This is a genomic window from Mesorhizobium sp. M1328 (assembly GCF_040318075.1).
Classification (GTDB): Bacteria; Pseudomonadota; Alphaproteobacteria; order Rhizobiales; family Rhizobiaceae; genus Mesorhizobium.
The window spans coordinates 22215-35046 of record NZ_JAMYLO010000033.1; the positions used below are offsets into that span (position 1 = coordinate 22215).

Sequence of the window (12832 nt, forward strand, 5' to 3'; positions counted from 1 at the left end):
AAAGAAAATCTAGCGTCACCAATGTGAGCCTTGTGCCCTGGGGACCTCCGCTGATGGCACCATCCTCTATGGTGGCCCACATACACGCCCAGTAGGGACACGTTCGGGGAGGGCGTGAGCGCGCGGCGGATCCGGATGCCAATTGGCGCCGACCCATGTGACGAGTGCGCCCGATCGTGCAAGGGCAATTCGTGAAATAAGCGCGACTGCAATGATGCTAGGCAAGCCCGATCGCGTGTCGGGAGGCAGTTGTGAAAGTTGCGATCATCGGACCAGGCTCGCTCGGGAAGGCCTTGGCGAAACGTCTTGGCCTCGCCGGGCACGAAATTCGCCTCAGCTTCAGTCGTGACGAAGGCAAGTTGCGCGCAATCGCGGCAACCCTCCATGTTGGCTTCGGTGCCCCTGACGAAGTAGCAAGATGGGCCGACGTAATTGCCCTGGCGACGCCATGGCCGGCTCTCGAGTTGGTGATGGGCGCGCTTGGCGATTTGTCGGGCAAGATCGTCTGGGACAATACCAATGCAGTCGCGCCTGACCTTTCCACGATGCTGCTAGGCACTACGACGTCTGTAGGCGAGGAGGTTCAGAGGCGCGCGCGGGGCGCGCTTGTCGTCAAGTGCATTCCGACCTTTGCCGAATTGCTTGACAGGGATGATCCGCGTCTCAACGGCGATCCGGTGATGAGCTATGTCGCCGGCAATGACGCTGATGCCAAGGCGGCGGTTTGCCGGCTTCTCGCCGATCTACCGACAATGCCGGTCGATGTCGGCGATCTCACGGCCTCGCGCCTGATCGAGCCGATGATGCTGCTATTGGTCCAGCTCGCCTATCGGCGCGGGATGGGGCCGACAATTTCCTTCAATCTCATTCGACAGGACGGAACCGGTTCATGACTGATTATCTACCCGCGCGGCGCAAGGCGATTCCAGTAGGACGTCTGCTGATCGATGGCCAATGGCGCGATGCCGTCAGTGGCGAGACTTCGACGACTTTTGATCCGACCACGGAGGCGGCGATCACCAATATTGCGAAGGCGGGCGTCACCGATACGAGCGATGCCGTCGCGGCCGCGCAGCGGGCTTTCGAGCAAGGACCCTGGGCGCGGACGCATCATGAGGAGCGTGCCAAGATCCTGTTTCGCATCGCCGATCTGATGGACGAGCGCGCCGAGGATTTCGCGGTGCGCGAGGCGATGGATATGGGTATGCCCTATCGCGATTTCCGCGATATCATCATGCCGCACTGCTCGGGACTGTTCCGCTTTCACGGCGGGCTCGCCATGAGCGCGATGGACGGCGCCTATCGTACCAGCTACGAACCAAATATCAGGATCCTGACGCGGCGTGAGCCGCTCGGCGTGGTCGCTGCGATCACCCCGTTCAATTTTCCCCTCGCGCTGTCCTGTTCGAAAATCGCGCCGGCACTCGCGGCGGGTAACACGGTCGTTCACAAGCCTGCGACCGACACGCCCCTGACGGCCCTCGCCCTGGCGCAAGTCATCCTCGACGCGGGCGTGCCGCCAGGCGTCTACAATCTCCTCACCGGGCCGGGCGGCACCATCGGCGACGCGCTGGTCAACGATGCCCGCGTCGACAAGATCGCCTTCACCGGGTCGACCGCCGTCGGCCAGGGCATCATGCGCAACGGTGCCGGGACGATGAAACACCTGACCATGGAGCTCGGCGGCAAGAGTCCCAATATCGTTTTTGCCGATGCCGATATCGATGCCGCGATACAGGCAGCCTTCTGGGGCATCTTCTGGAACAAGGGCGAGGTCTGCGTCGCCGGATCGCGCCTGCTGGTCGAACGCGCCTGCTATGACGAGGTTGTCGAGAAGCTGAGCGCCATGGCGAAGTCGGCGACGCTCGGCGATCCGCTGGACCCTGCGACCATGATCGGGCCGATCGCGTCGCGCGGCGAGTATGACAAGGTCTTGAGCTATGTCGAAGAGGGCAAGCACACCGCGCGACTGACCGCGGGCGGCGGCACCCGCCAGGTCAACGGCAAGGGCCTCTTCATCGAGCCGACCATCTTCGCCGATGCGACCAAAGACCTAAGGATATCGCGCGAAGAGATTTTCGGCCCCGTCCTGCCGGTGATTCCATTCGACAGCGAGGAGGACGCGATCCGGATCGCCAACGACACCAGCTACGGGCTCGCCTCGGGCATCCAGACCGGCGATCTCGGCCGCGCCTTGCGGCTCGCCGACCGGATCAAGGCAGGCACGGTCTGGCTGAACTGCTGGCACAAATACCATCCTAATGCGCCGTTCGGCGGCTTCAAGATGAGCGGCTATGGCCGCGAGCAGGGCCGCGAGGCATGGGAAAGCTACACCCAATACAAGACGATTTGGGCGAATCTTGGCGAACCAGTCGAGTTGGCGCGATGAGCGTGCGCGATTCCAACCCACTCGACCCGCGGCATCCCAAACGCGTCGCGATGGTCCTTTCAAACCCGGCTGTTTCAACCACCACAGGCTGGCCGGTCGGGTTTTGGTGGAGCGAGTTAACTCATCCCTGGCTCGCCTTCACCGAGCGCGGATACGAAGTCGCGATCTTCTCGCCTGAGGGCGGCAAATGCGAGGCGGATGCGTTGAGCGATCCGCGCGATCCGTCCGGCTATTCGGATACGGATCTGATCTCGCTCGGTTTCCTGTCGACGCCGAAACTGGCGGCGCTGGTGGAGACGACCCGGCCCATCGCAGAGCTGTCGGTCGACGCGTTCGACGCGATCGTCGTCGCTGGCGGCCAGGCGCCGATGTTCACCTTCGAAGGCGCAACCGAGTTGCAGCGGCTGTTCGTCAACTTTTTCGTGGCCGGCAAGGTCGCGGCCGCCTTGTGTCATGGCGTCGCGCTGCTGCGCTACGCGCGCCTCTCAACCGGCGAGCTGCTGGCCAAAGGGCGCACTGTTACCGGTTTCGCCAATGTCGAGGAAGACTTCGCCGATAATGCCGTCTGGGAGATGGGCGCGCTGCCGCACGGTACGCATCTGATGCCATGGCGGATCGAGGATGAGATGCGTGCGCTCGGCGCGAATTATGTTCAGGCCGGGCTGTGGCGCGATTTTGCCGTGCGCGACGGCAATTTGATCACCGGCCAGCAGAACTTCTCCGGAGCGGCTACCGCCCGTCTTGTCATCGAGGCGCTCGGTGGCTGAGGACCAAAGGCCGCTCCTTCGGTGAAGTTCGAGAGTCAAACTCGCCGTCAGGACGGCGATGCCAAACGACATCGGCCCAATAGGATCCGGGGTCCGTCCAAGAACTCCACGTCAAACAACCACTATCAGCAGCGAGGATGAACCATGGCCGTAGTGACGACACTTGATATTGCCGGCCTGACGGCCGAAGATTATAGCCGCATCCTCGATCGGATCGGCGTGGAGAAACGGCCGGCTGGCGGCATCTACCAGCACATCGCGCATGCCACCGACGATGGCTATCGCATCATCGAGATATGGGACGACAAGGCAGGCCTGGAACTCTTCTTGCAGGACACATTGTTTCCCGCCGCACAGGAACTGCAAATTCAGCGTGAAATGACCATTATGATCCAGACACTGCACAACATCTTTGTGCCCCGGATTGGTGAACTGACTGCGCTGGCAAACGATGCGCCTGGTGGACCATTCAAACGGGCCAAAGTGTAGACGTCAAGGATCGAGGATGCGGCGATCGATCATCGAAGTCCTGCAGGAACTTGCGTCCGGACGCCCGGTACAACGATGGTGACCGCGGCAAGTGCAAAGAGGTTGTTCTTTCCTGCCGGCGACTATCGCCATGCGCCGGCCGGAGTCGTTCAGCTGCGTGTGATTCGCAGCGGTTCATCCTATGCAGAGATCGATCTTGGCCGCGGGCTGCGGCGCGTCTTCACCCGCCCCGGCGACCTGCTGCTCAGCCTTCCTGAGCGTGCCACGCGGTTCAAGATCGAGGAGCCGCGCGAGCTGACGATGATCACCGTTGACTCCGCTCTGGCGTCAAGGCTCCTGGTCTCCGCAGGTGGGACCCCCGAGGACCTGGTAATCCTGACCGATCGACCGATACGCGATTCGCTGGTGGCCGAGTTGTGCCGACGCCTCGAAGGCGACCCGCCAGCCAACTCCATCGTCCGCGAATGGACGCTGGGCCTGGTTTTCGCGAACCTGCTCCGTCTCGGGCATGCACGTCAGCGGCAGCAGAAGTCTCCGGTCCTAACCTCGCAGCGGTTCGACCGGGTTCTCGCTGCGATTGACGGCGATCTGGAAAAGGGGGTGTCGATCGACCATCTTGCCGGAATCGCGGGAATGCCACGACGCGCCTTCACCGCCGCCTTTCGCGAGGCGACGCAATTGCCGGTACATCAATTCATTTTACGCCGCCGCGTTGATCGCGCGGTCGAGCTTTTGGAAAATAGCGATCTGCCGCTGGCCGAGATTGCTCAGCACGCGGGTTTCACTCACCAGGCCCATATGAATCGCGTCGTGACCCGATTGAAAGGGCTGTCGCCAGGCCGGCTGCGGTCTCGCAGGCGCGAGGGCTGACTTGTGATCTATTTCAGCATCAGGATTCGAATGGCGGAGACGTGATTTGCTGAAACGTCCGTTGGCTAAAATGCCCGACAGTTTGCGTGCAGAGCTCGAGGCCGCAAATCTGATGCCTGCTTTCAAGCAACGGCCTCCCTATCAGCGTAATGATTACTTGCATTGGATCGAGCGCGCCCGTCACCCGGAAACACGCCGAAAGCGCATAAATCAGATGATTGACGAGCTTACGAAGGGAGGAATCTACATGGGCATGCAACAAGAGCTGGCATCGCCGCGAAGCTTCCAGATCGGTCAACGATCATTTTCCAATCCGTGGCTTATCGAGATCGGGTGCTTTCCGGATTAATCTTCATCGGTTTCCCCGCGCTTTTGCGCAGAGGATGCAGAGAGCCAATAGTGATAATCGAACCTATCCTCCATTTTCGTTTGCGGCAGGTGGCCTTATGATCGTGACATCGCAGACCAACAACGTGCTCGGTAGCACGTCGGGAAGGTGGCGCGTCTGGTCGCTCTCGGACGGTTACATCGAGATGCCGGCAGACCTTCTGCGGGACCCGCAGGACAATCCGGTGCCGCAAGCTGCGCAGGCAGGGGCGCTTCGCCTGTCTGTCAATTGCTTCGCGCTCGCAGGTCCAGGCGTTGACGGCGTTCTGATCGACAGCGGAGGAGGGGGTTGGGCCCCGACAGTGGGGTGTCTTGAGCAGGCCATGGCGGAAGCCAAGATCGACCCGGCTTCGATCACGGTCTTGGCGCTCACCCACGCCCATCAGGATCATGTGCACGGACTTTTGACCCCCGACGGCCGAGTGCTCTTTCCAAACTTGAAGGCGATCGTAATTCCCGAGGCGGCTGTGGAGGGCTTTTTCGCTTACGCGCAACTTGCGCAGTTCCGGCCCCTGCTGAAGCCCGTCCAGAATGGCGACCAGGTGGGTGAGCGATTGAGGGCGGTCGCCCTGCCCGGTCATGCTGCCGGTCATACCGGCTACGCGTTCGACACGGACGAGGACCGTTTCCTATTCTTCGGGGACATCGTTCATGTGCCGGCCTTGCAGTTCGGCAATCCCGCGTTCAGTTGGGGCTATGACGACGATCAGCTGACCGCGCGCACAACCCGCCTAAAGGTTTTCAGTGACGCGGCCGAGGCGGGGACGTGGATCGCCGGCGCGCACCTTGGCTGGCCGGGCATCGGTCGCGTGGTGCGTCAGGGCGAAGCATACGGCTATGAGCCGGCTCGAGCGATGCCGCCGCGTTCAGAGTGATACCGCATCTTTCCTGTCGCGCCATGCCTTGGCTAAACCTCGATCCCTGGCCATGAAGTGCTCTATCACGGAGGAATGGGCCTTATGGGACCGGAGACGTCTTTGCCTGGCTCCAGCGCAGGACTTCAGCATATGTGACCAGCCCCCGATGCACCGCAGCCGAAAGCTCTTACGTCACCTTCACGGGTTTGTCGTCCTCAAGTGCGCCATATGTTCGACTGGTTGATTGTCGCGGAACTATACGGAAAGGTTTCTGATTTTGGCACACGAAAAAAATCAATTAAATCAACGGCAGCGGCACATCGTCCGGCCCACCAAAGTATTCTTGATCCACTGGCGGCCGATCGACGCCTGAGGCTTACCGGATCGGCGTCTCGCCGCGAAACAGCGGCTGGTGCGCCCGCATCAAGGCGGCGATCCGGTCGGCGACTTTCCGTACCGGCGGGGAGTGACGTTCCTCGTGATGGGTGACGATCCATTGGTCGGTTTCGAGTTCGGGGATAGGCTGAGCGACGCGAACCAGCCGCGGATCGCCGTCACCGACGAAACACGGAAAGACCGAAAGGCCGGCGCCGGCGGCCACCAGTTCACGCACCGAATGGGTGTTGTTGCCGCGTACGGCGATGCGGTCGCCGTGATGGGCTTGCAGCCAGCGTGCCGAGGCAATGTTTGCGCCTTCGCCGGTGACGCCGACGAACAATCCGGCGGCGATGCCGTTGATCAGGTGGCGTCCGGAATAAATGGCGTGGGCGACCTTGCCGCTCTGACGGCCGGCCAGCCACTGCTCGGTCGGGCGCTTGCTGCGGATACCGATGTCGGCGGCACGCCGGCCGATGTCGACCCGGTCGGTGGTGGTGACAAGCTCCACCCTTATGCCGTCATCGACCGTCCAGATCTCGCCGATATGGGCGGAAACGAAGGCCGAGGTCCATGGCCCGGCCGAGATGCGGACAATGCGGTCGGGCAGATTTCCCTCGCGCCAGCGGGTCAGCGACTGCATTGCCGCCTCGACGTCTTCGGCGCGCCGCAGCAGTTCTTCCCCGACCGGGGTCAGCCGATAGCCGGTCTGCTGGCGCACGAACAGAGGTTCGCCGATCTGCTTTTCGAGCGCGGTGACGCGTCGTCCAAGGGTGGCTGCGCTGAGGCGCGTGGTTCCCGTCGCTGCGCTCAAGCCACCCAGCCGCGCAACGTCGAGAAACAACCTGAGATCGTCCCAGCCGATATCCATTTTGCAGAAATGAAAAACTCCTTGCGACCGTGGCTGTAGCGCGAAGCGAGCACCACGCGCAAGTATGGAGGCGTTGGACAATCCTGCCTGGCGGGGCGTGACAAGCGCCTCGGCTGGCCAAGAAGCGAACTCAACCCTTTCGATCGCGCATGCGATTGGCGCAGATGCTTTGCGCTTTCGATCAACCCAGGCGCGCGGGCATTCTGCGGGCCAAAGGAGACGATCATGTTGGATGAACTTCGATACCGTTTCGCCCGCTGGATTGCCTATCGCCAGACGCTTGCGAGCTTGAGGCAGGCCCGGGACAGCACACTGGCGGATGCCGGCATTTCTCGCGAAGAGATCCGCGAGCGTGCCCGCCGCGCCAGCTTGCGTCGTTGAGGAACCGGGCATGCAGATGATGATGCTTTGGGATGGCCGCTCGGTACCGCGCATCGGCATCGGCACCTGGGCGGCGGGTGGCCCCGCGCGCTGGCGTGACACGGCGACAGTCTATGGCGAGGTCGACGATGTCAGGTCGCAAGCCGCGCTGGCGATGGCCTATGAGATCGGGGCGCGGGTGTTCGACACGGCTGCCGCCTATGGCGCCGGCAATGCCGAACTGATCCTCGGGCGGGCGTTGAAGGGTAAGGACGAAGCCGTCATCGTCACCAAGGTCGGCTATTTCGGCGATCCCGAAACGCGCAAGATCGCACCCGAGGATGCCTCTGCCGCGGCGATCCGGACATCGATCGACAATTCGCGGCAGCGCCTGCAGCGCGATTGTATCGACGTCGTGCTGCTACATATCAACGAGTATACGATCGAGCGCGCCGGCGAGGTGTTCGATACGCTCGGCCTGTTGCGCCAGGAGGGCAAGATCGGCGGCTTCGGCTGGAGCACCGATCACCGCGAAAGGCTTGCCGCCTACGCGCCGCGCGAGGGGTTCGTCGCCGTAGAGAACGACTTCAATGTGTTTACCCCGGCGAACGAGCTGATGGCCGTTGCGGCGCGCGAGAACCTCGTCTCGTTCAGCCGGCTGCCGCTGGCAATGGGGCTGCTCACCGGCAAATACACGCCGGCCATGCGGCTGCCCACCAACGATGTGCGCGGCGGGAATGCCGAATGGATGGTGTTTTTCAGGGATGGCGCCGCCAACCCGCACTATCTGTCAAGGCTCTCGGCAATCCGCGACCTGCTCACCTCGGGCGGTCGCACGCTTGCGCAGGGCGCGCTCGGCTGGATACTCGCCAAGTCGGCAATCGCCCTGCCGGTTCCCGGCTTCACGCGGCCCGAGCAGGTCGAGGACAATCTCGGCGCGCTGGAAAAAGGGCCGCTGCCGGCAGCGGTGATGGCCGAGATCGACACCGTGCTGAAAATTGCCGAGACTGCTTAGAGTGTGGCGAATCCGAAATTCGCATTGGCGATAAGCGGCCAACTTCGATCTGTCGGATGTCCGCCGGTATCGCATCTTCCTTGGTCAAGCTTCCGTGGCGCAATTGAACAAAGACGGAGCGGCGGACACGACTCGAGTCGAAGGTCCGCCGCTCCGGTTTTTAGATCAAAGAGTGGTGCTGCCACGGAAGATGGGTGGCGAGCTGCGCTTGAGCTGCGCCGTCGACCGCGTCGCTGTCGAGAGAGAGCGACCCGGTTGAGCTGTCAAAGATGATGTGGTGGGAACCATCATCGGTGGCCGTATCAGCAGGGGAAGCATGCAAAGAAAGCCCACCCGACTTAAGCTCGGTAAGAGCGGCTTGATCGAGGTGGAGCTTGTCCTGGAGCTTGCTGAAGTCGAAGGCATCGTTGCCTCCGTGACCGGACATGATCTCGGCGGCGGCGCCGTTCTTTGCCTGGGCGCCGACATTTTCATCGGGCTGGACGGTTTGCGCGAACCCGTGGCGGATCAGGCTGGTAGCCGTCTTGTCGGATGGGTCGTTGGTCGGGAGAAGCTCCGAGCCCGCCGAAAGAGAATGGCTCAACGCAGCCAACAGGCGGCCAACGCCGCCGTCCTCGCTTACCTTGTCGCCGGCATTATCGTGGTTGGTGTCCGTCGTACTGCCGTCGCCGGCGAGGAGGTGCGAAAGCGCGGTCTTGCTATCACTGCCATCGCTGGTGGTGGCGCCGGAGGCGGCGGTGTCCGTCGAACTGCTATTGCCAGCGAGGAGGTGCGAAAGCGCGGTCTTGCTATCACTGCCATCGCTGGTCGTAGCGCCGGAAGCAGCGGTCGGAGTCGAAGTGCTGTCGCCGGTGGCGTCATGGGAAGGGGCAGTCACAGTCGAACTGCTTTCGCTGGTGGCGGTGTCGGAAGGGGGTGTCGCGGTAGCACTAGCGTCGCTGGTGGCGTGGGAAGGGGCTGTCACAGTCGAAGTGCTATCGCTGGTGGCGGTGTCGGAAGGGGGCGTCGCGGCAGCACTGGCGTCGCTGGTGGCGTGGGAAGGGGCCGTCGCAGTCGAAGTGCTGTCGCCGGTGGCGTCATGGGAAGGGGCAGTCACAGTCGAAGTGCTATCGCTGGTGGCGGCGTCGGAAGGGGGTGTCGCGGTAGCGCTGCCGTCGCTGGTGGTGGTGTCGGAATGTTCGGCTCCGGTGGTAGCGAGGTTGTGCTCCCGGAAAACGGCTTGCAGTTCGGACGAGCTTTCAAGCGCGGTGTCGCCGTTCTGCGTTCCCCATTTATAGGTGTAGTCGAAGCCGGGCGTCGGCACCAGTGCGGCCCAATGATCGATCATGGTTTGCATCTGTTCGGGGGTGGGCATGACCTGTCTTCCGCCGTCGGAAGTCTCCCAGTTACCGCCGCCGAAGGCCTGATAGACCGGAACGATGTTGTTAGCCGGGATGCCGGATTTCACCGCTGCAGCCACGGCTCGATCGATCATGTCGTAGTCGACCGTGTCCGTTCCCGTGCGCACCGGATACGGGTCTATGCCGAAATAGTCGATATGCGTGTTGGCCGGATTGTAGGTGTTCGTAAAATCCGGATTGGTCGGGGATCCCATGTTCATCATGGTGATGAAGGTCTTGGCGCCTGGAAAATGCTCATGGATCCAGTCGGATTCCGCCTTCAGGTTCTCGGCGGTTGCGTAGGTGCCCCACCTGCCGGTGGGATCGGGCTCGTCAACAAGATAGAACCCAAACACGTTCGGATTGCCAAGGAAGGGGGTCATTTTCTCGATGAAGGATGAGGTCACGCCCTCATGCTCATTGAGATAGACCAGGCCCTTCATGCCATCCGGCAATGCGTTAACCTGGCTAGCATATTGAACGTCGGCCAAATTGAAGCCGGCGGTTGCAATTTCGGTGGCGGAACCACCCGAGGTGTAGTGCAGAGTTGCCATCCAATATTCCTTTTTTCTCGTTCGATAGCGCCCGAGGCCTACCTACTAGAGGGTGTATATTAGCGCCAAATCACATACAGACACCCGTTGATAGAATCATTGAGCGTTTGTAGAAATGCTGCACGCATTGTGGCTTATTTTGGCAAAACCGATTGTAGACAAGAAATTTATCGCTTTCTGAGGTCACAATCCCGGCGGAATCGCGACTTTATTTTGAAGCAGCTGTAGATTCGCAACTCATGACCTTTTGTATTACGGGGACGTTACATTATTGGTTTGTTTTGATTTATAAATTTACCTTACGAGATGAAAATAAGACAGACGTTAACTTAAGAGCCAAGCCGCTCCGCAGTCTCACTGCCGTAAGCAATTAGTTGTGGACAATTCGTAGGCATCTGCGCTCATCATCTTATATCGGTCGGCAGATCTCCGTGATCGAGATCAAATCAATGTAGGAAACCGCTCAAGGTGAGAATAGGGGCGGTTCCCAGTCGGAGCGCCTGCCGCACTCGCTCATGAGGAAGACTTAAGCGACGTAAAAAACTGTTCGGCCGACGTTTATGAGCGAGGGACAACTGCCGAATGACTGCCGGGGTTGCGGTGCCTGGTCCCTGCTCTCGCGCTCAGGTAATTGGCATTCCCGATTTATCTATCCCTGATCTGCGAAGGGGCGGTTTGCGAAGCTATGGCCGCTATTGCGCAGAGGATCTGATAGCGGCCTCGGGATCTGGTACTCGATTCCAGGTTCAGATGGGATCTGACCGTTCGTTGCCGAGAAGAATCGAATAAGAGTAAGAATAAGAGTAAAGAGACGAGAAAGTGCATACCAGATTACTCGCGAAGCCGTTTTGCTTCGTCATGCACCGTGCGATGAGCTTCTATTTCACTGAGATTCACTAGCCGTTCAAGGCACGGAAGCGGTCGAGAACCGCGCCGAGTAAACTCGGTGACGGGCAGATTCAAGCCACCCTTCAATGATGCCCTGCTAGCGAACCCGCTGGGTGACAAGGTTGAGCATCAGCCCGAATGGGCACCCCCTTTGGAAAAATCCGGTGCTTGAACAAAGACGGAACGGCGGACCGGCTCGAGCAGAAGGTCCGCCGTTCCGGGTCGTTCAGATCACGAGAAACGAACCTGCTGCAAGCGACAGACCTGGAGAGAGAGTGGCGAACTGTATTTGAGCTGCGCCACCGATCCCGTCGCTGTCGAAAGACAGCGCCCCGGTTGAGCTGTTGTAGATTATATGGTCGGAGCTGTCATGCGCGGCCGTGCCAGCAAAGAAAGCATCGGATGAAAGGCCACCCAGCTTAAGCCCGGCAAAAACCGCGTCGTCGAGTTGGATCTTGTCCTGGAGCTTGTTGAAGTCGGTGATCCTGTCGATATTGCCGGCCCCAAGAGCGCTGTTGAACACGAATGCATCATTGCCTCCGTTACCGGTCAAGATGTCGGCACCTCGTCCGCCGTTGATTACATTGGCGCCGGCATTGCCCAGGATGGCTTGGTTAAGCTCGTTGCCGGTTAGGTTGATTGCCGTGGTGGCGGAGGGGTACCTCGTAGCGAGAAGCTCGACCTCCGAGCCGGCCGCAAGCGCATAGCTCACCGTGGTGGCTATGTTGTCGCGACCGCCGCCTACCGCCTCGATCACTCGGTCGCCGACATTGTCGACATAGTAGCTGTCGTTGCCGCCATAGCCGACCATCGTGTCGGCACCACCGAGGCCATTGAAGACATTGCTACCGGCATTACCTTGGATGGTCTGGGCGAACTCGTTGCCGTTGAGGTGGATCGGCGCTGTGCCGGACGGGTTGCTGGTGGCGAGAAGCTCGATCTGCGAGCTGGCGGCAAGCGCATGGCTCATCGAAGTGATCACCTTGTCGGTGCCACCGCCTACCGCCTCGATCGCTTTGTCGCCGGCATTGTCGACATAATAGGTGTCGTTGCCGCCATAACCGATCATGGTGTCCGCGCCGTGTCCGCCGTTGATGACATTGGCGCCGGCATTGCCCTGGATGGTCTGGGTGAACTCGTTGCCGGTGAGATTGATTGCGGCCGTACCGGAGGGGTTCGTGGTCGCAAGAAGCTCGACCTGCGAGCCAGCCGAAAGGACATAGCTCACCGAGGCAAGCACCTTGTCGGAGCCGCCGCCAGCGGCCTCGACCACTTTGTCGGCAGCATTGTCGACATAATAGGTGTCGTTGCCACCATAGCCGCTCATCATGTCGGCGCCGCCGAGGCCGTTGATGACATTGGCGCCGGCATTGCCCTGGATGGTCTGGGCGAACGCATTGCCGGTCAGGTTGATCGCCGTCGTGCCGGACGGGCTGTTGGTGGCGAGAAGCTCGATCTCGGAGCCGGCCGCAAGCGCATGACTTACTGACGCGAACACTTTGTCGGCACCGCCGCCCGCCGCCTCAATCTCCTTATCGCGGACATCCTCGACATAATAAGTGTCATTGCCGCCATAGCCGATCATCGTGTGGCCGCCGGCGCCGTGGAACACATCGTCACCGCTGGTGCCG

Annotated in this window: 12 protein-coding genes; 9 read left to right on the forward strand and 3 right to left on the reverse strand. The window is 60.9% G+C overall.

The window, feature by feature from the left end; genetic code table 11:
- The first annotated feature begins 251 nt into the window (after window positions 1-251).
- The 7 genes from NKH23_RS32200 (at window position 252) to NKH23_RS32230 (ending at window position 5777) form a co-directional block, all read left to right on the forward strand.
- Entirely contained in the window at window positions 252-893 is a 642-nt protein-coding gene (locus NKH23_RS32200) for an NADPH-dependent F420 reductase (RefSeq protein ID WP_352979835.1), read from the forward strand.
- The gene (locus NKH23_RS32205) at window positions 890-2389 is read left to right on the forward strand and encodes an aldehyde dehydrogenase family protein (RefSeq protein WP_352916993.1); all 1500 of its coding nucleotides are present in this window, start codon (window positions 890-892) and stop codon (window positions 2387-2389) included. Before NKH23_RS32200 ends, NKH23_RS32205 begins: the two co-directional genes overlap by 4 nt.
- Entirely contained in the window at window positions 2386-3156 is a 771-nt protein-coding gene (locus tag NKH23_RS32210; RefSeq protein ID WP_352916991.1) for a type 1 glutamine amidotransferase domain-containing protein, read from the forward strand. Before NKH23_RS32205 ends, NKH23_RS32210 begins: the two co-directional genes overlap by 4 nt.
- 144 nt (window positions 3157-3300) lie before the next feature.
- Window positions 3301-3645 carry a hypothetical protein gene (locus NKH23_RS32215; RefSeq protein WP_352721406.1) on the forward strand — a complete coding sequence of 115 codons (345 nt, stop codon included), beginning with the start codon at window positions 3301-3303 and terminating at the stop codon, window positions 3643-3645.
- Between the two features lie 75 nt (window positions 3646-3720).
- A complete protein-coding gene (locus tag NKH23_RS32220; RefSeq protein ID WP_352916989.1) occupies window positions 3721-4515 on the forward strand; it encodes a helix-turn-helix domain-containing protein in 795 nt (264 codons plus the stop codon).
- Between the two features lie 46 nt (window positions 4516-4561).
- Window positions 4562-4864, forward strand: a complete 303-nt coding sequence (locus NKH23_RS32225) for a YdeI/OmpD-associated family protein (protein WP_353036415.1) — start codon at window positions 4562-4564, stop codon at window positions 4862-4864.
- 97 nt (window positions 4865-4961) lie between these two features.
- Complete coding sequence (locus NKH23_RS32230) at window positions 4962-5777, forward strand: MBL fold metallo-hydrolase (protein ID WP_352979837.1); 816 nt, start codon at window positions 4962-4964, stop codon at window positions 5775-5777.
- Between the two features lie 358 nt (window positions 5778-6135).
- Here NKH23_RS32230 and NKH23_RS32235 read toward each other — a convergent pair whose 3' ends face one another.
- Window positions 6136-7005 carry a LysR family transcriptional regulator gene (locus NKH23_RS32235; RefSeq protein WP_352916986.1) on the reverse strand — a complete coding sequence of 290 codons (870 nt, stop codon included), beginning with the start codon at window positions 7003-7005 and terminating at the stop codon, window positions 6136-6138.
- A 225-nt stretch (window positions 7006-7230) separates the two neighbouring features.
- Here NKH23_RS32235 and NKH23_RS32240 point away from each other — a divergent pair, with 225 nt between their 5' ends.
- Both NKH23_RS32240 and NKH23_RS32245 read left to right on the forward strand, forming a co-directional pair.
- The gene (locus NKH23_RS32240) at window positions 7231-7386 is read left to right on the forward strand and encodes a YjiS-like domain-containing protein (RefSeq protein WP_352467081.1); all 156 of its coding nucleotides are present in this window, start codon (window positions 7231-7233) and stop codon (window positions 7384-7386) included.
- Window positions 7387-7396: 10 nt separating this feature from the next.
- On the forward strand, window positions 7397-8380 hold the full coding sequence (locus NKH23_RS32245) for an aldo/keto reductase (protein WP_352916984.1): 984 nt from the start codon (window positions 7397-7399) through the stop codon (window positions 8378-8380).
- Window positions 8381-8540: 160 nt separating this feature from the next.
- On the opposite strand, the gene NKH23_RS32250 is transcribed toward NKH23_RS32245, so the two are convergent.
- Entirely contained in the window at window positions 8541-10313 is a 1773-nt protein-coding gene (locus NKH23_RS32250) for a calcium-binding protein (RefSeq protein WP_353036417.1), read from the reverse strand.
- Window positions 10314-11427: 1114 nt separating this feature from the next.
- On the reverse strand, window positions 11428-12832 hold a 1405-nt coding region (locus NKH23_RS32255), incomplete at its 5' end, for a calcium-binding protein (RefSeq protein ID WP_353036419.1).

Coding starts and splice junctions, on each gene's coding strand:
- NKH23_RS32245 (WP_352916984.1), top strand. CDS start 7,397: ATGCAGATGATGATGCTTTGGGATGGCCGCTCGGTACCGCGCATCGGC.
- NKH23_RS32210 (WP_352916991.1), top strand. CDS start 2,386: ATGAGCGTGCGCGATTCCAACCCACTCGACCCGCGGCATCCCAAACGC.
- NKH23_RS32220 (WP_352916989.1), top strand. CDS start 3,721: ATGGTGACCGCGGCAAGTGCAAAGAGGTTGTTCTTTCCTGCCGGCGAC.
- NKH23_RS32205 (WP_352916993.1), top strand. CDS start 890: ATGACTGATTATCTACCCGCGCGGCGCAAGGCGATTCCAGTAGGACGT.
- NKH23_RS32250 (WP_353036417.1), bottom strand. CDS start 10,313: ATGGCAACTCTGCACTACACCTCGGGTGGTTCCGCCACCGAAATTGCA.
- NKH23_RS32230 (WP_352979837.1), top strand. CDS start 4,962: ATGATCGTGACATCGCAGACCAACAACGTGCTCGGTAGCACGTCGGGA.
- NKH23_RS32215 (WP_352721406.1), top strand. CDS start 3,301: ATGGCCGTAGTGACGACACTTGATATTGCCGGCCTGACGGCCGAAGAT.
- NKH23_RS32240 (WP_352467081.1), top strand. CDS start 7,231: ATGTTGGATGAACTTCGATACCGTTTCGCCCGCTGGATTGCCTATCGC.
- NKH23_RS32235 (WP_352916986.1), bottom strand. CDS start 7,005: ATGGATATCGGCTGGGACGATCTCAGGTTGTTTCTCGACGTTGCGCGG.